This is a genomic window from Streptomyces sp. NPDC020747, assembly GCF_044334695.1.
Taxonomy (GTDB): domain Bacteria; phylum Actinomycetota; class Actinomycetes; order Streptomycetales; family Streptomycetaceae; genus Streptomyces.
This window is the reverse complement of the sequence record NZ_JBIRTJ010000003.1, coordinates 212,048-233,024: the sequence shown is the minus strand read 5'-3', so window position 1 is coordinate 233,024 and position 20,977 is coordinate 212,048. Positions and strand designations below refer to the sequence as shown.

Annotated in this window: 14 protein-coding genes and 1 riboswitch; of the genes, 7 read left to right on the top strand and 7 right to left on the bottom strand. The window is 69.9% G+C overall.

The features are described 5' to 3' along the window. Positions 1-55: 55 nt before the first annotated feature. Positions 56-212, top strand: a riboswitch (TPP riboswitch). Beyond that, positions 205-2,061 carry a phosphomethylpyrimidine synthase ThiC gene (gene thiC, locus ACH4YP_RS10185; RefSeq protein ID WP_361052171.1) on the top strand — a complete coding sequence of 619 codons (1,857 nt, stop codon included), beginning with the start codon at positions 205-207 and terminating at the stop codon, positions 2,059-2,061. (Overlaps the previous riboswitch by 8 nt.) Positions 2,062-2,394: 333 nt before the next feature. On the opposite strand, the gene ACH4YP_RS10180 is transcribed toward thiC, so the two are convergent. From ACH4YP_RS10180 to ACH4YP_RS10170, 3 genes are all read right to left on the bottom strand, one after another. After that, positions 2,395-3,270 carry a hypothetical protein gene (locus ACH4YP_RS10180; RefSeq protein WP_361052168.1) on the bottom strand — a complete coding sequence of 292 codons (876 nt, stop codon included), beginning with the start codon at positions 3,268-3,270 and terminating at the stop codon, positions 2,395-2,397. Between the two features lie 182 nt (positions 3,271-3,452). Then, positions 3,453-4,655 carry a metallophosphoesterase gene (locus ACH4YP_RS10175; RefSeq protein ID WP_361052165.1) on the bottom strand — a complete coding sequence of 401 codons (1,203 nt, stop codon included), beginning with the start codon at positions 4,653-4,655 and terminating at the stop codon, positions 3,453-3,455. A gap of 212 nt (positions 4,656-4,867) precedes the next feature. Next, a complete protein-coding gene (locus ACH4YP_RS10170) occupies positions 4,868-5,980 on the bottom strand; it encodes a LacI family DNA-binding transcriptional regulator (RefSeq protein WP_361052162.1) in 1,113 nt (370 codons plus the stop codon). Between the two features lie 432 nt (positions 5,981-6,412). Between ACH4YP_RS10170 and hisC the strand changes: the two genes are divergently transcribed. From hisC to ACH4YP_RS10140, 6 genes are all read left to right on the top strand, one after another. Next, a complete protein-coding gene (gene hisC, locus ACH4YP_RS10165) occupies positions 6,413-7,519 on the top strand; it encodes a histidinol-phosphate transaminase (RefSeq protein WP_361052159.1) in 1,107 nt (368 codons plus the stop codon). A gap of 213 nt (positions 7,520-7,732) precedes the next feature. After that, positions 7,733-9,241, top strand: a complete 1,509-nt coding sequence (locus tag ACH4YP_RS10160) for a cytochrome ubiquinol oxidase subunit I (RefSeq protein ID WP_361052156.1) — start codon at positions 7,733-7,735, stop codon at positions 9,239-9,241. Positions 9,242-9,261: 20 nt separating this feature from the next. Further along, positions 9,262-10,266: a cytochrome d ubiquinol oxidase subunit II gene (gene cydB, locus ACH4YP_RS10155; RefSeq protein WP_361052153.1), complete on the top strand. Its 1,005-nt coding sequence runs from the start codon at positions 9,262-9,264 to the stop codon at positions 10,264-10,266. 101 nt (positions 10,267-10,367) lie between these two features. Continuing rightward, complete coding sequence (gene cydD, locus ACH4YP_RS10150; RefSeq protein WP_398490202.1) at positions 10,368-13,883, top strand: thiol reductant ABC exporter subunit CydD; 3,516 nt, start codon at positions 10,368-10,370, stop codon at positions 13,881-13,883. A 199-nt stretch (positions 13,884-14,082) separates the two neighbouring features. Further along, entirely contained in the window at positions 14,083-15,744 is a 1,662-nt protein-coding gene (locus tag ACH4YP_RS10145) for a GAF domain-containing protein (RefSeq protein WP_398490201.1), read from the top strand. 173 nt (positions 15,745-15,917) lie between these two features. Then, positions 15,918-16,964, top strand: a complete 1,047-nt coding sequence (locus tag ACH4YP_RS10140; RefSeq protein WP_398490200.1) for a M23 family metallopeptidase — start codon at positions 15,918-15,920, stop codon at positions 16,962-16,964. Positions 16,965-17,069: 105 nt separating this feature from the next. On the opposite strand, the gene ACH4YP_RS10135 is transcribed toward ACH4YP_RS10140, so the two are convergent. From ACH4YP_RS10135 to ACH4YP_RS10120, 4 genes are all read right to left on the bottom strand, one after another. After that, positions 17,070-17,957 carry a Cof-type HAD-IIB family hydrolase gene (locus ACH4YP_RS10135; RefSeq protein WP_361052141.1) on the bottom strand — a complete coding sequence of 296 codons (888 nt, stop codon included), beginning with the start codon at positions 17,955-17,957 and terminating at the stop codon, positions 17,070-17,072. A 325-nt stretch (positions 17,958-18,282) separates the two neighbouring features. Further along, positions 18,283-19,197 carry an LLM class flavin-dependent oxidoreductase gene (locus tag ACH4YP_RS10130; RefSeq protein WP_398490199.1) on the bottom strand — a complete coding sequence of 305 codons (915 nt, stop codon included), beginning with the start codon at positions 19,195-19,197 and terminating at the stop codon, positions 18,283-18,285. 119 nt (positions 19,198-19,316) lie between these two features. Beyond that, positions 19,317-19,865 carry an RNA 2'-phosphotransferase gene (locus ACH4YP_RS10125; RefSeq protein WP_361052135.1) on the bottom strand — a complete coding sequence of 183 codons (549 nt, stop codon included), beginning with the start codon at positions 19,863-19,865 and terminating at the stop codon, positions 19,317-19,319. A 122-nt stretch (positions 19,866-19,987) separates the two neighbouring features. Continuing rightward, positions 19,988-20,932 carry a MerR family transcriptional regulator gene (locus ACH4YP_RS10120; RefSeq protein WP_398490198.1) on the bottom strand — a complete coding sequence of 315 codons (945 nt, stop codon included), beginning with the start codon at positions 20,930-20,932 and terminating at the stop codon, positions 19,988-19,990. Positions 20,933-20,977: the final 45 nt, after the last annotated feature.

Below are 20,977 nucleotides of genomic sequence, written 5' to 3'. Positions count from 1 at the left end.
GAACAGCCGGGGCCCACTGTTCACCGCGCCACATCTGACGCTAGCGTGGAGACACCTTTGCACACGCGGGAGCTCGGAGCACCGGGCTGAGAGGGCGCTGACCTCCGTAGACGCGATGTTTCACGTGGAACATCGCCGGACGGAAATCGCTGCGTCGACCGCCGAACCTGTTACCGGGTAATGCCGGCGTAGGGAGTAGGTCTCATGACCAACAAGGACGCACGCACGCCTGCCTCCAGCCCGACGGACGGGGCGTTCGCCTCGGCCGAGAACGGTGAAGTGACTGCTTCGCCCGAGAACGGCGAGAACGGCGAGGCCGGGAAGTCCATCGGCTGGCACAAGGCGTATGTCGAGGGTTCGCGCCCCGACCTGCGGGTGCCGGTCCGTCAGGTGCATCTCACCAACGGGCAGTCGGTCACCCTGTACGACACCTCCGGCCCGTACACCGATCCGACCGTCGACACCGACGTACGCAGGGGCCTCGGAGCCCTCCGGGCCAACTGGATCATCGCCCGTGGCGACACCGAGGAGTACGCGGGCCGACCCGTCCGCCCCGAGGACGACGGGGTCAAGCACACCTCGCCGCGGGGCGGACTGCGCAACCTCGACGCGGTCTTCCCGGGGCGTCCGCGCCAGCCCCGGCGCAGCCGTGACGGACAGGCGGTGACGCAACTCGCGTACGCCAGGAGGGGCGAGGTCACGCCGGAGATGGAGTACGTGGCCATCCGGGAGAACGTTTCTCCCGAGGTCGTCCGCGAGGAGATCGCGGCGGGCCGGGCCGTGCTGCCGGCCAACGTCAACCACCCGGAGATCGAGCCGATGATCATCGGCAAGCGGTTCCTGGTGAAGGTCAACGCCAACATCGGCAACTCCGCGGTCACCTCCTCCATCGAGGAGGAGGTCGAGAAGATGACCTGGGCGACCCGCTGGGGCGCCGACACGGTCATGGACCTGTCCACCGGCCGCAACATCCACACCACGCGCGAGTGGGTGCTGCGGAACTCCCCCGTCCCCATCGGCACGGTCCCGCTCTACCAGGCGCTGGAGAAGGTCGACGGGCGGGCCGAAGAGCTGACCTGGGAGATCTACAAGGACACGGTCGTCGAGCAGGCCGAGCAGGGCGTGGACTACATGACCGTCCACGCGGGCGTGCGGCTGCCGTTCGTCCCGCTCACCGCGAACCGCAAGACCGGCATCGTCTCGCGCGGCGGCTCGATCATGGCGGCCTGGTGCCTGGCACACCACAAGGAGTCGTTCCTGTACGAGAACTTCGAGGAACTCTGCGAGATCCTCGCGGCGTACGACGTCACGTACTCGCTGGGCGACGGGCTCCGGCCCGGTTCGATCGCGGACGCCAACGACGCTGCGCAGTTCGCGGAGTTGAGGACGCTCGGGGAACTCAACAGGGTCGCGAAGCGTTTCAACGTACAGACCATGATCGAGGGCCCGGGGCATGTCCCGATGCACAAGATCAAGGAGAACATCGACCTTCAGCAGGAGATCTGTGATGAAGCTCCGTTCTATACGCTCGGCCCGCTGACGACGGACGTCGCGCCGGCGTACGACCACATCACCTCCGGCATCGGTGCCGCGATGATCGCCTGGTGGGGCACGGCCATGCTCTGCTACGTCACGCCCAAGGAGCATCTGGGCCTGCCCAACCGTGACGACGTCAAGACGGGCGTCATCACCTACAAGATCGCGGCCCATGCGGCGGACCTCGCCAAGGGACACCCTGGCGCACAGGAGTGGGACGACGCGTTGTCGGACGCCCGCTTCGAGTTCCGCTGGGAGGACCAGTTCAACCTGGCCCTCGACCCCGACACGGCCCGGGAGTTCCACGACGAGACCCTCCCCGCCGAGCCCGCCAAGACAGCGCACTTCTGCTCTATGTGCGGGCCGAAGTTCTGCTCGATGAAGATCAGCCACAGCATCACCGAGCAGTTCGGCGGCACGGCGGCCGCGGGGGCGACGGCCGAGGAGGTCGCCGAGGGGATGCTCCAGAAGTCGAAGGAGTTCGCGGCGAGCGGCAACAGGGTGTACCTGCCCATGGCGGACTGACTCCGGCGCGCTGTCCGACCCCTTCTCCGGGGTCCCGGCCATCCCGGCCGGGGCCTCGCGGGGGAACGCGACGCATTGACCCGGGCCACAACGGTAGAGACAAGATCGCGCATGGCGTGATCGACTTCCCTGCCCTGCCCGGCAACCCCTGCAGAACGGCTGGTACAGGTTGCGAACGGAAGGCAGGGAAAAGGCGCGGCACGAAGGCCGCACCTGGTGGTACTCGGCCGTCGCGGGCGTAGTGCCCGCGACGCTGCGGCAGGTCGGGCCTCATTCCCGCCTGGCCGCGCCCGGTTGCCGGCCCCGCAAGGCCGGGCCCGGGCGAGGGCGGGGCTACTCCGGCTGGTGCTCCGGCCCCCCGAAGTCGGGGCTGCTGAAGTCCGGGCTGGAGAAGCTGGGGCGGGGTCCCGCTGTCGGGCCGCCGTCCGGGCTGCTGAAGCCTGGCCGGTTGTAGCCGAGTTGGGGCATCCGGCTGATCGGCGCCGACGGCTTCGTACGGCCGAGGGCGGCCGTGCCCGGGTCGGCGAGGGCCTCCCTGAGGAACGGCATGATGCCGCGCTCCAGAAGGGCGTCGTGCCAGGCTTCCCTGGCCCGGTTCACCTCTTCGCTGCGTTCGCCGTGCGCGTCGGCCTGGAGTGAACTGGCGCCGTTGCGCAGGGCGGCGAGCAGGAGACCGACCGCGGCCACCAGGATCGTGACGGCCGTGATGGCTCCGAAGACCCACCCGGTGGTGAGGAGGGTCTGGGCGATGCCCGGCTGGGGGTCGAGCATCTTCAGGATGTAGCCGACGAGCAGGAAGATCGCCGCGGCGGTGCCGGCGAGGACGGGTGCGAGCACGGCGACGACCGCCGCGGCACCTGCCCCGGCGGTCTCGGCGACCTCCCCCATGGTGGTGGCGAGCCCGACCGCGCCCGTGGCCGGATCCGTGGTGCTGCTGGTGGATCCTTCGCGGACAGGAGGGGTGGACGGCGCCGGCTGGCGCAGTTCCTCGCGGACCTTCACATAGTGCTGGTACTCGGTCGCCGCAGCCGCCGTGATGAGAGCGGTGGCGTTGAGCGCCATCGTGCGCAGTTGTTCGGGGTTGAGCCGCTGACCGACAGCGGCGAGTTCCGGACGGTGTGGTGCGGAGCGCAGCGCCTCATCGAGGATCCGCTCGTACTCTTGGCGGTCCTCGCTCAGCAGGTGCTGCGGAACGCTGTTCATGTGCATCCCCCGATGCTCCGTAGGGCTTGGGGCTCGGCATGCTGACGAGCCGTCGGGCAGAAACGGAGGGGAGCCTGCTACGGATAAGCCGATGGTAGAGCGGTGACGGCACACGGTGACAGGGGGTTTCCAGAATTTGCCCCCGTGTTGAGCTTGTCCTCCGTCGGGGACGCCTGCCCGGTGAACGCTCAGCTATCCAGGGGAAGTTGCTGGACCAGCAGCTTTCCGGCCATGGTCACGCCGCCGTCCATCGCGATGGCGAGCCCGTCGGCGTACACATGCGGCTTTTCGACGACGGGGTTCCGGGAGTCCTCCCCCTCCTCCGAGCCGACCTCTCCCAGGAGATACGGAATGGGGCTGTGACCATGGACGATGCGTGAACCGCCGTACATGTCCAGCAAGGAACGCACCGCCTGCGCACCGCCGTCGTCGCGGAACGCGAAGCGCTTGGTGAACTTGCGGAAGACGTCCCAGCACTCGTCCGCGTCATTGCGGGTGAGCGTTTCGCGGACGGTGTCGTTGACCGCTTCGATGGAGTCGCCGTAGTCGAGATAGGCGGTGGTGTCGGAATGCACCAGAAGGTGGCCGTCCGCCATCTCCATGGCGTCGAGGCGGGCCATCCACTGCAGATGGTGGTCCTGGAGGCGCTCCATGTCGGTCTTCTGGCCGCCGTTCAGCAGCCAGGCTGCCTGGAAGGTGGCCGTTCCCGCCCCGGAGTTGACGGGGGTGTCCCCGAACCGCTTGGCGCCGAGCAGCAGCAGCTCGTGGTTGCCCATCAGCGCCTTGCAGTAGCCCCCGGCCGCGGCGGCCTCCGCGGACAGCCGCATCACGAGGTCGATGACGCCGATGCCGTCGGGCCCGCGGTCGGTGAAGTCGCCGAGGAACCACAGCCGCGAGGTCCCCGCCGCCCAGCTGCCGTCGATGTCGATGAGGCCCTTCTCGCGCAGCGCGGCGACGAGCTCGTCGAGATAGCCGTGGACGTCACCGACGACGTACAGCGGTCCCGGCCCCTCGGCGGGCTGGACGACCGGTCCGGCCTCGGGTTCGACCGGTACCTGAAGGGTGTCACCGCGGTTGATGACGGGCAGGTCGCGCTGCGTCGGCGTGTACCCCTCCGGCTCGCCGGCCGGTCCGGCGCCCTCGCCGGGAGGCGCCTGCTGCGCGTAGGGGCCGGGCCGGTCGTACCGGTCGGAGGTCTCGGCGTAGGGACCCGCGGCCCGGTCCCGGGCCTGGTCGTACGGCTCGGCGGCCTGGTCGTACACCTCGCCGGACTGCGGATGCGGGCCGGGGGACTGTGTGTACGGACCGGCCTCGTGGACGTACGCCGGCACGCGGAAGTCGCGCACCGTCGGCGTACGCATCTCGGGTCCCTGACCGGCCCCCTGAGTCATCGACCCCTCCACCACCATCGCGCCGCACCTGCACCGCGTCGGACTGCCTGGTCGCAGCGGCCCGCGGTGTCGTCCGCCCATCATAGGAATGCGGATCGCGCCATGTGATGACCCAGGGGTGGTGAATCGGAGCAGAACCCCAGTTCACCGTGGTTTTCTCCCGAATTGGGAGGGGCTTTCCGCACCGGATCTACCCGTAGGTCATCCGGAGGTCATCCCTCCTCCGGTGATCGGGGCGGGCTGACGGTCGTCCGGGGAGGCCGCCGCTGGGAGGACGTCCGCACGATCAGCTCGGTCGGTATCACCTGCTCGACCGGTTGGTCCGATTCGACCCCCTCGATCGCGTCGATGAGGAGCTGGACCACGGCCGTGCCGATGCGACGCGGTTTGAGCGAGAGTGTCGTGACGGGCGGCTCGGTGCTGGCGTACACGGTGGACTCGCTGCAGCACACGAGCAGCAGGTCCTCCGGTACGCGCAGTCCGTAGCGGCGGGCCGCCGCGAGGAGGTCGGTGCCGTTCGGGTCGAACAGCCCGTAGACGGCGTCCGGCCGGTCGGGCCGGGCGAGGAGCCGGTCGGCGGCGACGGCCCCCGCGCACGGATCGTGCGCGGGATAGGCCTCGTACACCGGATCCTGGCCCACGCGCTCGCACCAACGCAGGTACGCGGTCGTGGACAGATGTGTGTACGTGTCCGTGGTCGTCCCCGTGAGGAGGCCGATCCGGCGGGCGCCGGCGTCGGCCAGGTGGTCGAGGATGCCCAGGACCGCGGCCTCGTGGTCGTTGTCCACCCAGGCGGTCACCGGCAGCGAGCCGGCCGGGCGGCCGTCGGAGACCACCGGCAGGCCCTGGCGGACCAGTTCGCTGACGACCGGGTCGTGGTCGGAGGGGTCGATGACGACCGTCCCGTCCAGGGCCACGTTCGACCACACGTCGTGGCGCGAGGTCGCGGGGAGGATGACCAGGGCGTAGCCCCGGGCGAGCGCGGCCGAGGTGGCGGCTCTGGCCATCTCCGCGAAGTACGCGAACTCCGTGAAGGTGAAAGGTTCATCCCCGTAGGTCGTCACAGTCAGGCCGATGAGGCCGGACTTTCCGGTACGGAGGGTTCGGGCCGCGGCGGAGGGGCGATAGCCCAGCCGGTCGGCGACCTCGCGGACATGGCGTCGGGTGGCGTCCGGGAGCCGCCCCTTGCCGTTGAGCGCGTCGGACACGGTCGTGATGGACACTCCGGCGGCCGCGGCCACGTCTCTGATGCCCGCCCGGCCCGGCCGGCTTCCTCGGCGGGAGGTATCCGACCGGCTCACCTGGTGCTTCCCTGCTGCTGTCATGGCGAGCCGATAGTAGGGCTCATGAGGTGGGGTAGTGCGGACGCATATGCACGCGTTGACAGGCACGTTTCTGCATGGTCATCAGTAGGTAAGTCCCTTGGAAGGGAAGGGAGTTGACCGTTTCAATGGCAGGACGTCACTTGTCGGCGCGCATGGGCCTGCCAAATGGGCCATGTCTCGAAGAGGTCTCAACTCACCTTCACGAGGGATGCGCGCCACGGCGCGAGCCACCGGCGCGTGCTCCGGTGGGCAGTGCGCCCCCTCTTTCGTACGCCTTCGGGCGGTGATGCCCGGGAGTGCGTACGTGGCTGCCGGGCGCCGTCGATGCGGTCGGCCCCGGGCCGTACGCAGCCGAGCCGAAGCCTCTTAAGGTGAGGAGCATTGGTAGCCGGTGGTGGTCATGAGCCGGAGACGGTCACGAGGAGGAGTGCGGTGAGCGAGACGAGCCCGAAGCTGCGTGCCGAGCTGGAGGGTATCCCCACCTACAAGCCGGGGCGTGGTTCATCAGCGGCTGCCGCCGCGGGCGCCGCGGCCGCGGACGGTCCGGTGGCGTACAAGCTGTCCTCCAACGAGAATCCCTACCCGCCGCTGCCCGGTGTGATGGAGAGCGTGGTCTCGGCGGCCGGTGCCTTCAACCGCTACCCCGACATGGCGTGCACGGGGCTGATGAACGAGCTGGCGGACCGCTTCGGTGTGCCGCTCACGCATCTGGCCACCGGCACCGGTTCGGTCGGCGTCGCCCAGCAGTTGCTGCAAGCGACCTCGGGGCCGGGCGACGAGGTGATCTACGCCTGGCGGTCCTTCGAGGCGTATCCGATCATCACCCAGATCAGCGGGGCGACGTCGGTGAAGGTGCCGCTGACGCCGGGGGACGTGCACGACCTCGACGCGATGGCGGACGCGATCACCGAGCGGACGCGGCTGATTTTCGTCTGCAACCCCAACAACCCCACGGGCACGGTGGTGCGCCGGGCCGAGCTGGAACGGTTCCTCGACCGGGTGCCTAGCGATGTCCTGGTGGTCCTCGACGAGGCGTACCGGGAGTTCATCCGCGATTCCGAGGTGCCGGACGGCGTGGAGATCTACCGCGAGCGGCCGAACGTGTGCGTGCTGCGGACGTTCTCCAAGGCGTACGGACTGGCCGGGCTGCGGGTCGGCTTCGCGATCGCCCATGAGCCGGTGGCGGCGGCGCTGCGCAAGACGGCCGTGCCCTTCGGTGTGAGCCAGCTCGCGCAGGACGCGGCGGTCGCCTCGCTGCGGGCCGAGGACGAGTTGCTCGGCCGGGTGGGTTCGCTGGTGTCCGAGCGCGCCCGTGTGGTCGAGACGCTGCGTGGCCAGGGCTGGACGGTGCCCGAGACGCAGGCGAACTTCGTGTGGCTGCGGCTCGGTGAGCGCACGCTCGACTTCGCGGCCGCGTGCGAGCAGGCCGGGGTCGTCGTGCGGCCGTTCGCCGGCGAAGGGGTCCGGGTCACGGTGGGCGAGACCGAGGCGAACGACATCTTCCTCAGGACGACCGAGGCGTTCCGCAAGGAGCTCTAGCCGGTTGGTGGGGTGCCGGAGCTTGTTGGCGGGGGTGCCGTCGGCCGGTGTGACCGATCCGGCACCCCCCTCGTGTCAACCCTCGAACTGTCATGCGTCATAATTGCTTGTGAATGTGAACGCGTTCACAAGCGTGTCCAGTTGATCCCGTGATGTCTGCGACAAACGGGACAAACTGACGCCGATGCTTCGGCGATGTAAGGAGATGACGACGTGGAAATGGCTTTGGCGCCGGAGACGCTGGCGCGATGGCAGTTCGGCATCACCACCGTCTACCACTTCCTCTTCGTGCCGCTCACGATCTCGCTCGCCGCGCTCACCGCCGGCCTGCAGACCGCCTGGGTGCGGACGGAGAACGAGAAGTACCTCAAGGCCACCAAGTTCTGGGGCAAGCTCTTCCTGATCAATATCGCGATGGGCGTCGTCACGGGCATCGTGCAGGAGTTCCAGTTCGGCATGAACTGGTCCGACTACTCGCGCTTCGTCGGTGACGTCTTCGGTGCTCCCCTCGCCTTCGAAGCGCTGATCGCCTTCTTCTTCGAGTCCACCTTCATCGGCCTGTGGATCTTCGGCTGGGACAAGCTGCCCAAGAAGATCCACCTCGCCTGCATCTGGATGGTCTCGATCGGCACGATCCTGTCGGCGTACTTCATCCTCGCGGCCAACTCGTGGATGCAGCACCCCGTCGGCTACCGGATCAACGAGCAGAAGGGCCGAGCCGAACTCACCGACTTCTGGCTGGTCCTGACCCAGAACACCGCGCTCGCCCAGGCCTTCCACACCCTCTCCGCGGCCTTCCTCACGGGTGGCGCCTTCATGGCCGGCATCGCCGCCTTCCACCTGGTCCGCAAGAAGCACATCCCCGTGATGAAGACCTCGCTGCGGCTCGGCCTGGTCACCGTCGTCGTCGGCGGCATGCTCACCGCGCTCAGCGGCGACACCCTCGGCAAGATCATGTACGAGCAGCAGCCGATGAAGATGGCCGCGGCCGAGGCGCTGTGGGACGGCGAAGCCCCGGCTCCCTTCTCCGTCTTCGCCTACGGGGACGTCGAGGCCGGCCACAACAAGGTCGCCATAGAGATCCCCGGACTCCTGTCCTTCCTGGCCAAGGACGACTTCACCTCGTACGTGCCCGGCATCAACGACGTGAACAAGGCCGAGCAGGAGAGGTTCGGGCCCGGGGACTACCGACCCAACATCCCCGTCGCCTACTGGGGATTCCGCTGGATGATCGGCTTCGGTATGACGTCCTTCGCCATCGGTCTGGCCGGACTCTGGCTGACCAGGAAGAAGTTCATGCTCGGGCAGCATCTGCGGGTCGGTGACGACGAAGTGCCGCACGTGGTGCTCTTCAAGAACAAGGCTCTCGGCCCGACGCTCACCAAGTGGTACTGGCGCATCGCGATCCTGACCCTGGGATTCCCGCTGATCGCCAACTCGTGGGGCTGGATCTTCACCGAGATGGGCCGTCAGCCGTGGGTCGTCTACGGCGTGCTCCAGACCCGCGACGCGGTCTCGCCCGGCGTCTCCCAGGGCGAGATCCTCACCTCGATGATCGTCTTCACGACGCTCTACGCGATCCTCGCCGTCATCGAGGTCAAGCTGCTCGTGAAGTACGTCAAGGCCGGTCCGCCCGAGCTCACGGAGGCCGACCTCAATCCGCCCACGAAGATCGGCGGCGATCCCAAGGACGCCGACAAGCCGATGGCCTTCTCGTACTAGGCCCAGGGAGCTGCTGAGTCATGGAACTTCACGACGTCTGGTTCGTCCTCATCGCCGTCCTGTGGACCGGCTACTTCTTCCTGGAGGGCTTCGACTTCGGGATCGGCGTCCTCACCAAGCTGCTCGCCCGGAACCGGACCGAGAAGCGGGTGCTGATCAACACCATCGGGCCGGTCTGGGACGGCAACGAGGTGTGGCTGCTCTCGGCGGGCGGCGCGACCTTCGCCGCCTTCCCCGAGTGGTACGCCACGCTCTTCTCCGGCTTCTATCTGCCGCTGCTGCTCATCCTGGTCTGCCTGATCGTGCGCGGCGTCGCCTTCGAGTACCGGGCGAAGCGGCCCGAGGAACAGTGGCAGCGCAACTGGGAGAACGCGATCTTCTGGACCTCGCTGCTCCCGGCGTTCCTCTGGGGCGTGGCCTTCGGCAACATCGTCCGGGGCGTGAAGATCGACCAGGACTTCGAGTACGTGGGCAACCTCTGGGACCTGTTCAACCCGTACGCCATCCTGGGCGGCCTGGTGACGCTGTCGCTGTTCACCTTCCACGGGGCGGTGTTCGCGGCGCTCAAGACCCTCGGCGACATTCGCGAGCGGGCCAGGAAGCTGGCGCTCGGGCTCGGTCTGGTGACGGCTGTGCTCGCGCTGGCCTTCCTGCTCTGGACCCAGGCCGACAACGGTGACGGCAAGAGCCTGGTCGCGTTGGTCGTGTCCGTCGTCGCCCTGGTCGCGGCGATCGGGGCGAACCAGAGGGGGCGCGAGGGCTGGGCGTTCGCGCTGTCGGGCCTCACCATCGTCGCCGCCGTCGCGATGCTCTTCCTGTCGCTATTCCCGAACGTCATGCCGTCCTCGCTCAATGACGAGTGGAGCCTGACGGTCACCAACGCCTCGTCGAGCCCGTACACGCTGAAGATCATGACCTGGTGTGCGGTCATCGCGACGCCCGTGGTGATGCTCTACCAGGGCTGGACGTACTGGGTGTTCCGCAAGCGGATCGGTACGCAGCACATCGCCGAGGCCGCGCACTAGCGCCGATGAATCCATGGGCCTGTTTCACGTGAAACAGGCCCAATGAGAAGAGGGTGTGTTTCACGTGAAACATGCCTGCTTGACCCAAGGGTGTGTTTCACGTGAAACCGATCGACCCGCGACTGCTGCGATACGCCCGAGCCACCCGCCTGTTCCTGATCGCGGTTGTCGGCCTGGGAGTTGTGGGGGCGGTGCTGGTCATCGCCCAGGCGATGCTCATCGCCGAAGTGGTGGTCGGTGCCTTCCAGCACGAACTGTCGGTTGCCGAACTGCGCACGCCGCTCCTGCTGTTGGCGGCGGTCGCGGTCGGTAGGGCGTGTGTCTCCTGGCTCACCGAACTCGCCGCACACAGGGCGAGCGCGGCGGTCAAGTCGGAGCTGCGGAGGCGGTTGCTTGAGCGTGCGGGTGCGCTCGGGCCGGGCTGGCTGAGCGGACAGCGGACCGGTTCACTGGTCGCGCTCGCCACCCGCGGGGTCGACGCGCTGGACGATTACTTCTCGCGCTATCTACCGCAGTTGGGGCTCGCGGTGGTCGTGCCGGTGGCGGTGCTTGCGCGGATCGTCACCGAGGACTGGGTGTCCGCGGCGATCATCGTCGGCACCCTGCCGCTCATCCCGATCTTCATGATGCTCATCGGCTGGGTCACCCAGTCGCAGATGGACCGTCAGTGGCGATTGCTGTCACGGCTCTCGGGCCACTTCCTGGACGTGGTCGCGGGACTGCCCACACTCAAGGTGTTCGGTCGGGCCAAGGCGCAGGCCGACTCGATCCGCCGGATCACCGGGGAGTACCGGCAGGCGACCATGCGGACCCTGCGGATCGCCTTCATCTCGTCCTTCGCGCTGGAACTGCTCGCCACGATCTCGGTCGCCCTGGTAGCGGTGACCATCGGAATGCGGCTCGTCCACGGCGAGATGGCGTTGTACGACGGTCTGGTCGTCCTGATCCTCGCGCCCGAGGCCTATCTGCCACTGCGGCAGGTGGGGGCTCAGTACCACGCGGCGGCGGAGGGGCTGTCCGCCGCCGAGGAGATCTTCTCGGTCCTGGAAACACCGGAGCCGACGTCCGGGACCGGCGCGGTGCCGTCCTCCGGAGGGGTGCGCTTCGAAGGGGTGACGGTCCGGTACCCCGGGCGGGCCTCCGACGCGGTGTCGGACGTGTCGTTCGAGGTCGAGCCCGGGGAGACGGTGGCACTCGTCGGGCCCAGCGGAGTGGGCAAGTCGACGCTTCTGAACGTGCTGTTGGGATTCGTGGAGCCCACGTCGGGGCGGGTGCGTGTCGGGGGAGCCGAACTCACCGAGACCTCGCTGGAGGAGTGGCGTTCACAGATCGCGTGGGTGCCGCAGAGGCCCCATCTGTATGCCGGGTCCGTCGCCGAGAACGTACGGCTGGCGCGGCCGGACGCCGACGACTCCGCGGTGCGACGGGCGCTGTCTGATGCCGGGGCTCTCGAATTCGTGGACGCGCTGCCCGACGGCGTGCGGACGGTGCTGGGTGAAGAGGGTGCCGGGCTGTCCGCCGGGCAGCGTCAACGGCTCGCTCTGGCACGGGCGTTCCTCGCGGACCGGCCGGTGCTGCTGCTCGACGAGCCGACGGCGTCGCTCGACGGGGCGACCGAGGCCGAGGTCGTGGAGGCGGTCAGGCGCCTGGCGGTGGGGCGGACCGTGCTGCTCGTCGTCCACCGGCCGGCGCTGCTGGACGTGGCGGACCGGGTGGTGCGACTGGAGCCGGAGGCGCCGGTCGCGGTGGACGGTTCCGCGGGTTCCGGCGGCGACAAGGAGCTTCGGGCCGACGTGGTGGCCGCTGTGCCCGCGGGTGGTGAGGCAGAGGCGACTCTGCTCCCGGAGGGGCGGGAACAGGAGGGGCGAGAAGGCGTACTGGCGCGTGTGCGCGCCATGGCCGGGCCTCGGCGCGGGCGCCTGGTGCTTGCCCTCCTGCTCGGCAGTCTGGCGCTCGGCAGTGCCGTCGGTCTCATGGCCACCTCCGGCTGGCTGATCTCCAGGGCCTCCCAGCAGCCGCCCGTGCTCTATCTGATGGTCGCCGTGACGGCCACGCGGGCGTTCGGGATCGGGCGGGCCGTCTTCCGGTACGCCGAGCGGCTCGTGTCGCACGACGCGGTGCTGAGGATGCTCACCGACACCCGGGTCGCCGTGTACCAGCGCCTCGAACGGCTCGCGCCCGCCGGACTGCGTACCGCTCGCCGCGGTGATCTGCTCTCGCGGCTCGTCGCCGACGTCGACGCGTTGCAGGACTACTGGCTGCGCTGGCTGCTGCCCGCCGCGGCCGCGGCCGTCGTGTCCGCCGGCTCCGTCGGGTTCACCGCCTGGCTGCTGCCGGAGGCGGGGGCCGCCCTCGCGCTCGGGCTGCTGGCCGCCGGCGTGGGCGTCCCGCTGGTGACCGGTGCCGTCGCACGCCGTGCGGAGCGGCGGCTGGCCCCGGCACGCGGGGTACTGGCGACCAGGGTGGCCGATCTCCTCACGGGGACGGCCGAGTTGACGGTCGCGGGCGCGCTGCCCGCGCGTACCGCCGAGGTACGCCGTGCCGACGGCGAGTTGACCCGTATCGCCTCACGCGCCGCCACCGCCACCGCACTCGGTGACGGGCTCATCGCGCTGGTCTCCGGACTCACCGTCGCGGCCACCTCCCTCGTCGGCGCCCAGGCGGTCCTCGACGGGCGACTCAGCGGGGTGGCGATGGCCGTCGTCGTCCTCACCCCGCTCGCCGCCTTCGAGGCTGTCCTGGGGCTGCCGCTCGCGGTCCAGTACCGCCAACGGGTGCGCAAGAGCGCGGAGCGCGTGTACGAGGTGCTGGACGCGCCCGAGCCCGTACGCGAACCGGAGCGGCTGCTGGCGGCGCCCGGGTCGCCGTTCCCCGTCGTGGTGAAGGGCCTGGTCACCCGTCACGCCGGACAGGAGCGGGATGCCCTCGCCGGGGTGGACCTGACGCTCGAACGCGGACGCCGGACCGCCGTCGTGGGGACATCCGGTGCGGGCAAGACGACCCTCGCCCAGGTGTTGCTGCGGTTCCTGGACGCGGACGCGGGGACGTACACGCTGGGCGGTGTCGACGCGTACGGCATGGACGGAGACGACGTACGGCGGTTGGTCGGACTGTGTGCTCAGGACGCCCATCTCTTCGACAGTTCGGTACGGGAGAACCTGCTGCTCGCTCGGAAGGGCGCCACCGAATCCGGGCTGCGGGACGTGCTGGGGCGGGTCCGGTTGCTCGACTGGGTCGACGGGCTGCCCGATGGCCTGGACACGTTGATCGGGGAGCACGGGGCGCGGTTGTCCGGGGGGCAGCGGCAGCGGCTCGCTCTGGCGCGGGCGTTGCTCGCGGACTTTCCCGTGCTCGTTCTCGACGAGCCCGCGGAGCATCTCGATCTGGCGACCGCCGATGCGCTCACCGCTGACCTGCTGGCCGCGACCGAGGGGCGTACGACGTTGTTGATCACGCATCGGCTGGCGGGTCTTGAGGCGGTCGACGAGGTGATCGTGCTGGACGGTGGGTGTGTGGTGCAGCGGGGGGCGTACGGGGAGTTGGTGCGTGGGGAGGGGGCGTTGCGGGACATGTTCGAGCGGGAGAGCCGGACGGAGCGGTTGGTTGGTGTGCGGTGAGGGTTGGTGCGGTGGTGGGTCGGCTACGGGTTGTGGGGGCTGGTCGCTCCCCACTCTCGGCTTCGCTCGAGCGGGAGGACCCCCATAGCGGCGGAGCCGCAAATTTCACAGCCCCGCGCCCCAAGAAAGCCGGGCTGCTGCGCGCTCTGTGAGGAAGGCTCGGCTTTCCTTCGCAAAAGGGACTAATTAGGCTCTCTGTATGCCAGTCGTCTCGAGCCCCAATGGTGCCCCGAATCCTGACGACGTGCCGCAGTTGCTGGAAGCGATGAGGTCGGTGGGGAGTGGGCTTGAACTGCGGTCCGCGCTGGAGCGGATCTGCGGGACCGCGGCGGAGCTGGCGGGCGCGCGGTACGCGGCGATCGGCGTGGCGGCGGAGGACGGGAACGGGCTGGCCCAGTTCGTGTACCAGGGGGTCGACGGGGCGACTGCCCGGCTGATCGGGCGGCTGCCGGACGGACACCAGGGGCTGCTGGGGGAGCTCCTCCGCGAGCCCGGAGCCGTGCGGCTCGCGGAGCCGACGGAGGATCCCCGGTCGTGCGGGTTCCCGGAGCACCATCCGCGGATGCGCGGCTTCCTGGGGGTGCCCATCCGTGCGCAGGGGGAGATCCTCGGCAACCTCTACCTGGCCGAGAAGAGCGACGGGGAGCCGTTCGACGACCACGACCTCGACATGGTGCGTGTGCTCGCCGGGGAGGCGGGCATCGCCATCGGGAACGCGCGTCTGCACGAGGCCGCCGAGCAGCGCGAGCGCTGGATCGACGGATCCGTGGCCGTCACGACCGCGCTCCTGTCCGGAGGAGACGCCGACGAAGCCCTCCAGGTGGTCGCGGAACAGGCCCGCCGGCTCTCCGACTCGGCCGCCGGACTCGTACTGCTGCCCGCGGCCGAGGGTGGTCTGGAGATCGTCGCCGTGGCCTCAGAACGACCGTCGAAGGCGCTGGGGCTGGTCGTGCCGGCCGAGAACGAGGTCATCGGTGAACTCCTCGCGGGAGAAGCCGTGTTCGTCGAGGACGCGGCAACCGACCCGCGCATGCTCAGTGACCTCGCCCGCGGCTACGGGCCGACGATGCTCCTGCCCCTCCAGAGCGGCGGACGCGTCCTGGGAACCCTCGTCATGGCGCGCGCGGAGGGCACGCGGCCGTTCTCGGAGACCGAACGCAACCTGGCGACGCGGTTCGCCTCACAAGCCGCTCTGGCGCTGATGATGGCGGAGGCGCAGCGAGACCGGGAACGGCTCGCGGTCTACGAGGACCGCGACCGGATCGCCCGTGACCTGCACGATCTCGTCATCCAGCGGCTGTTCGCCACCGGAATGATGCTGGAGAGCGCCCAGCGGAGGTCCGCGGTGCCCGAGGTACGGCAGGGCGTGGGCAAGGCGGTCGACGAACTCGACGTCACCATCCAGGAGATCCGTACCGCCATCTTCGCGCTCCAGCAGGAACCGGCCGAGGTGCCGACGGGGCTCCGGACACGCGTGCTGCGCGAGATCAACATGGCCGCCGTGCCACTCGGCTTCAGGCCGGCGCACTACTTCGTCGGTCCCGTCGACACGGCGGTCGCCGAACTCACGGCCAAGAACCTCGTCGCGGCCCTCCGCGAAGCCCTGTCCAACGCCTTCCGGCACGCGGGGGCGTCCCGTATCGACGTCACCGTGGACGCGACCGTACGACTGCCGGACGGGCGGCCCGGCGTACGGCTGAGCGTCACGGACGACGGCGTCGGCATTCCCGAAGGGGGGCGGCGCAGCGGGCTCAAGAACCTGGCGCGACGGGCGGAGTCGTTGGGCGGGAACAGTTGGTACGGGCCGGGCGGCGGGGAGGAGAGCGGCGGCGCGTCGGTGGTGTGGGAGGCGCCGTACTGAAGGATCCCGGGCGCGGTCGGCCGGCCCGGGCAGCCGCGGCAAGGCGGCACGCCGAAGTTCCCTGAGCCAGACCCCTGTTCGGCCCAGTGGAGTGGTCCGTCCGTGACAACCGGTCCCCCAGGTGTACGACTTGAACAGGACCGGAGCCGGTTGAGCGCGACACGATCGATGTCATGCGCTCACGTCGTCGCCATCCTCTGCTCGTCCCCGTGCTGGTGTGCGCGCTGGCCGTCCTGGTGGCCCGGCCCACGTCCGCTTCAGGAGACGCCGACACCTCGGGCGGCCTGAGCGCCGAGGTGGTGCGGCTGTACGACGAGGCGTCCCTGGCGACGCAGCAGTACGAGGCGGGGCGCCGGGCTGCCGAGGTGCAGCGGGGCCGGGCGCAGCGGCTGGAACGTCTCCTCGTGCGCGAGCGGCAGGACATCGCCGCGCTGCACGGGGACCTCGGCCGGATCGCTCGCGCCCAGTACCGCAGCGGCGGCGGGCTCCCGCACACTGCGCAGATGCTGCTCGCGGACAGCCCCGAGGAGTTGATGCGCGGTCAGCGTGCCGTCTGGCAGGCGGATCTGGCGGTCAACAACGCCGTCACCAAGAGCCGCAGGGCCGAGGCACGGCTCGCCGCCGACGAGGAGAAGGCGGCGTCGGCCTGGCAGGTGCTGGAGCGGCGCAACGGCGAACTCGCCGAGATCAAGCGGGGGATCGAGAAGAAGCTGGAAGAGGCCCAGTGGACGCTCCAGGGCCAGGCGGACGCCTCGGTCGCCGCCGGCGCGTGCCGTGGCGCCGTCCGGCTCGACCAGCCGCGAACGCGCTTCGCGCAGCCGTGGGTCGCGCCGGTGGAGACGTACGAACTCTCCTCGGGCTTCGGCAGCGGTGGGGACCGCTGGGCGAGCCGGCACACCGGGCAGGACTTCGCGGTGGACATCGGCACGCCGGTGCGGTCGGTGGGCGCCGGTCGGGTGGTGAAGGTGTCGTGCGGCGGCGCGTTCGGCATCGAGGTCGTGGTGAAACACGCGGGGGGCTACTACACCCAGTACGCCCACCTGGCCGCCGTCACCGTGGAGCAGGGAGAGCGGGTGACCGCGGGGCAGTGGGTCGGCCAGTCGGGCACGACCGGCAACTCGACCGGGCCGCATCTGCACTTCGAGGTACGCCTGACGCCTCAGCTGGGATCGGGAGTCGATCCGCGGGAGTGGCTGGCCACGCGTGGGGTTCGGCTGTAGATCGGGTCCAGGAGAGGGCTGGCAAGGGGTGAGGGTGGGGGCGGTAAGGGGCAGGCGCCAGGACGCCGTCCCTTACTTACCGGCGCTCGGCGAGTGCCCGCTCGTCTACCGGCGTTCCGCGAGTATCCGCTCGATCACGACGGCCACCCCGTCCTCGTTGTTGGCGACCGTACGGCCGGAGGCCGCCGCGATCACGTCCGGGTGGGCGTTGCCCATCGCGTACGACGTGCCCGCCCAGGTGAGCATCTCCACGTCGTTGGGCATGTCGCCGAAGGCGACGACCTCCTCGTGCGAGATACCGCGCTCGGCGCAGCACAGCGCGAGCGTGCTGGCCTTGGAGACACCGGGGCCGCTGATCTCCAGGAGCGCGCTCGGGCTGGAGCGGGTGACGTCGGCCCGGTCGCCGATGGCCAGGCGGGCCGTCATGAGGAAGTCGTCCGGGGCGATCTCGTGGTGGAAGGCGAGGATCTTGAGCACGGGCTCGTCGGCACCGGGCGCGTCCGGCGCCAGGAGCTTCTCGGCGGGCGCGAGGGTGTCGGGGGTCTCCATGTGCAGCTTCGGATACGCCGGCTCCTGGTAGAAGCCGTACGTCTGCTCGATGGCGAACACGGTCCCCGGCGCGGCGTCACGGAGCAGCCGTACGGCGTCGAGCGCGTTCTCCCGCGCCAGCTCCCGGACCTTGACGAAGCGGTGGGCGCCGGGGCCGCCGTGCAGGTCGACCACGGCGGCGCCGTTGCCGCAGATGGCGAGGCCGTGACCGTGGACGTGGTCGCTGACGACGTCCATCCAGCGGGCGGGGCGCCCGGTCACGAAGAAGACCTCGATGCCGGCCTCCTCGGCGGCGGCCAGGGCGGCGATCGTCCTCGGCGAGACGGACTTGTCGTCGCGCAGCAGGGTGCCGTCGAGATCCGTGGCGATCAGGCGGGGCGGGAGAGTGGAGGCCGGGTTCCCGGGCCGTCGGGTCGCTGAGGTCACTACCTCATTCTCCCGCATATGCGCGCACGGGCGTGCGGCGGTCCGCACAGGTGAGTGAGGCGTGCCCTCACCTGCAGTTATGTCAACCCGAGGGCTGAGTCGGGGCCTCTTTGAGGGACGCCTGCGGAGGACCACCGAAGCGGCCGCCGCATCAGTCGCGGTAGCGGGCCTCCAGGACCTGTCCGGCGACGCCGACCCACCAGCGTCCGCTCGCCGGAGCCGACCCACCAGCGTCCGCCGGGGCCGGCCCATCGGCGTACCACCGCCAGAGCCAGCGGCCGGAGCCCGCCACCGGAGCGAAGCGCCCAGAGCCAGGAGCCGGAGCCAGGCGTCGGACAACGCTTCAGCCGAGCTGCCCGGCCGCCTCCATCGCGATGTGCTCGAAGACCTTCTCGTCCGCGGCGAAGGCCGGGTAGTCGGGGACGGGCCAGTGGATCACGATGTCGGTGAAACCGAGCTCCATGTGCCGGCCCGCGAAGTCGACGAACGCGTCGAGGGACTCCAGCGGACGCGCGCGGTCCGGGGTGAAGCCGGTGAGCAGCACCTTGTCCAGCTCGTTCACGTCGCGGCCGACCGCCTCGCACGCGGTGGCCAGCTTCGCGACCTGTCCGCGAATGGCCTGAACCGACTGCTCGGGCGTGCCCGTCTCGAACAGTTTCGGGTCGCCCGTCGTCACCCACGCCTGCCCGTGCCCGGCGGCGAGCTTCAGTCCGCGCGGCCCGGTGGCGGCCACCGCGAAGGGCAGCCGGGGGCGCTGGACGCACCCGGGGATGTTGTAGGCCTCGCGCGCCGAGTAGAACGTGCCGTCGTACGAAACGGAGTCCTCGGTGAGCAGCCGGTCGAGCAGCGGTACGAACTCGCCGAAGCGGTCGGCCCGCTCGCGCGGCGTCCAGGGCTCCTCGTCGCTCTTCAGCAGCGTCGTGGCGTCGAAGCCGGAGCCGCCCGCGCCGATGCCCAGCGTGATCCGGCCACCGGAGATGTCGTCGAGCGCGATCAGCTCCTTGGCGAGGGTCACCGGATGCCGGAAGTTCGGGGAGGTCACCAGCGTGCCGAGGCGCAGCCGGTCGGTGGCTCCCGCGGCGGCGGTGAGCGTCGGTACGGCCCCGTACCAGGGCCCCTCGCGGAACGTCCGCCACGACAGATGGTCGTACGTGAACGCGGTGTGGAACCCGAGCTGCTCGGCGCGCTGCCATGCCGAACGCCCTCCCTCGTGCCAGCGGAGGTACGGCAGGATCACGGTGCTCAGGCGCAGACTCATGCCTCAGAGCCTAAGCGCAGCCGCGGGGCACACCCCAAACGGCCGGTGGGCGGGGACGGGCCCGGGCAACCCCAAGGGGAACGGGCCGGGCAAGCCCGCGCGGGACGGGCCCGGGCCGGTCAGTGCGGGGCGGGAAACCGCAGGTAGCTCGGGGGTACGGCTGCCGTGAGCCAGACCCCGTTGGCGCTCACCCGGAACTCGTGGCCGTCTCGGTGCATGGCGGCGGCGTCCACGGAGAGCACGACGGGACGGCCGCGGCGGGCGCCGACACGGGTCGCGGTCTCGCGGTCGGGCGAGAGGTGCACGTCGTGCCGGTTCATCGGCCGCAGCCCCTCGGCGCGGATCGCGTCCAGGCTGCGGGCGACGGTCCCGTGGTAGAGGTACGCGGGCGGGGTCGCCGCCGCCAAGCCCAGGTCGACCTCGACGGAGTGGCCCTGGCTGGCGCGGATCCGCGAGCCCTCGATCGCGAAGCGCCGCTTGTCGTTGTTCGCGACCACGTGGTCGAGCTCGTCCCGGGTGAATTGGAAGCCGTGCGCCTGAGCCGCGGCCATGAGCGTTTCGATCTCGACCCAGCCGGCCTCGTCGAGAGTGAGCCCGATCCGCTCGGGCTGATGCCGCAGATGTTTCGAGAGGTACTTCGACACCTTCACGGTGCGTCTTTCGTCCATCCCGCCAGAGTGCCTGGCGAGACGCTCGTCACGCATTTGATTTTGACCCGGAGGTTTGATCCACAGCCAAATGCGTTATCCACAGGGCCAGTTGGAGAATCTGTGGACAACTCGCCGACATTTTACGACGGTTCGTCAACTTTCCCGGGCTCAGCATGATTTGCGGCGAGTGCGTCCAAGGCACGGGCCCTGACCTCCCGTTCGGCTGCCACGGCGATGAACTCGGCCGCCTGCTCCGCGCCGACCAGCCGCTCCACAGCGGCTATTGTCTCCGCGGGTACGGCCACGAATCGCATCTCGTCCCCAGGCGCCGGGGGCTGCTCCGCGCCGAGGTGCCGGCGCAGATGCCGGTTGGCGAACAGCCGCATGGCCCGGGCGAGTTCGGCGTCCACCGTCTGGCGTGCGAGTGGCCGCAGCCGTCGTACGAGCGCGGCCGCTTCGGTGGCGTCCGCGTCGGTCGGCGGGTGCTCGCCGAGATAACGGGCGAAGACGTGCTCGCTGGTGAACTCCAGGAAGCGCGAGGCGATGTGCTCGACCTGACCCCTCAACTCCCGCAGATGGCCCGAGATCGCGGACAGTGGGACCCCCGCCTCGTACAACTCGGCGGCCACGGCCAGCTCTTGGGGGCTCGGCACGAGGAACGTGTCCTCGCTGCCCGGAACGCGTTCGAGCACCCCGAGCTCTACGGCGTCGGCCACCGCGGTGTCGTCCGGGTGGCCGCCGAACCGCTCGTCCAGCTCGGCCCGCGAGATGCGGACCGCCTCCTCGTCCGTCCACGGCCCGTCGACCTCCGCGACCAGGCCGAGCACGCCGCCGAGGCCCCGGCCCGCGTCCCAGGCCTCCAGGAGTTCCTTGATCGAGGCCAGTGTGTAGCCGCGGTCCAGGAGGTCGGCGATCTGCCGCAGCCGGGCCAGATGGGCGTCGGAGTACACGTTGGCGCGGCCGCGTCTCTCGGGCCGGGGGAGCAGCCCGCGGTCCTGGTAGGCACGGATCGTCCGGACCGTGGCACCGCTGTGGTGTGCCAGGTCCTCGATCCGGTACGCGACGCCGGCCGGCTCGTCGTCCACGGTCCCTGCCCTCCCGAGTCCTCGTTGCTCCCGATGGCGCTACCC

What these genes read in the sequence shown, in the direction of transcription:
- thiC (WP_361052171.1), top strand. Translation starts at nt 205, where the DNA reads ATGACCAACAAGGACGCACGCACGCCTGCCTCCAGCCCGACGGACGGG.
- ACH4YP_RS10180 (WP_361052168.1), bottom strand. Translation starts at nt 3,270, where the DNA reads ATGCACATGAACAGCGTTCCGCAGCACCTGCTGAGCGAGGACCGCCAA.
- ACH4YP_RS10175 (WP_361052165.1), bottom strand. Translation starts at nt 4,655, where the DNA reads ATGACTCAGGGGGCCGGTCAGGGACCCGAGATGCGTACGCCGACGGTG.
- ACH4YP_RS10170 (WP_361052162.1), bottom strand. Translation starts at nt 5,980, where the DNA reads ATGACAGCAGCAGGGAAGCACCAGGTGAGCCGGTCGGATACCTCCCGC.
- cydB (WP_361052153.1), top strand. Translation starts at nt 9,262, where the DNA reads ATGGAACTTCACGACGTCTGGTTCGTCCTCATCGCCGTCCTGTGGACC.
- ACH4YP_RS10145 (WP_398490201.1), top strand. Translation starts at nt 14,083, where the DNA reads ATGCCAGTCGTCTCGAGCCCCAATGGTGCCCCGAATCCTGACGACGTG.
- ACH4YP_RS10140 (WP_398490200.1), top strand. Translation starts at nt 15,918, where the DNA reads ATGCGCTCACGTCGTCGCCATCCTCTGCTCGTCCCCGTGCTGGTGTGC.
- ACH4YP_RS10135 (WP_361052141.1), bottom strand. Translation starts at nt 17,957, where the DNA reads ATGCGGGAGAATGAGGTAGTGACCTCAGCGACCCGACGGCCCGGGAAC.
- ACH4YP_RS10130 (WP_398490199.1), bottom strand. Translation starts at nt 19,197, where the DNA reads ATGAGTCTGCGCCTGAGCACCGTGATCCTGCCGTACCTCCGCTGGCAC.
- ACH4YP_RS10125 (WP_361052135.1), bottom strand. Translation starts at nt 19,865, where the DNA reads ATGGACGAAAGACGCACCGTGAAGGTGTCGAAGTACCTCTCGAAACAT.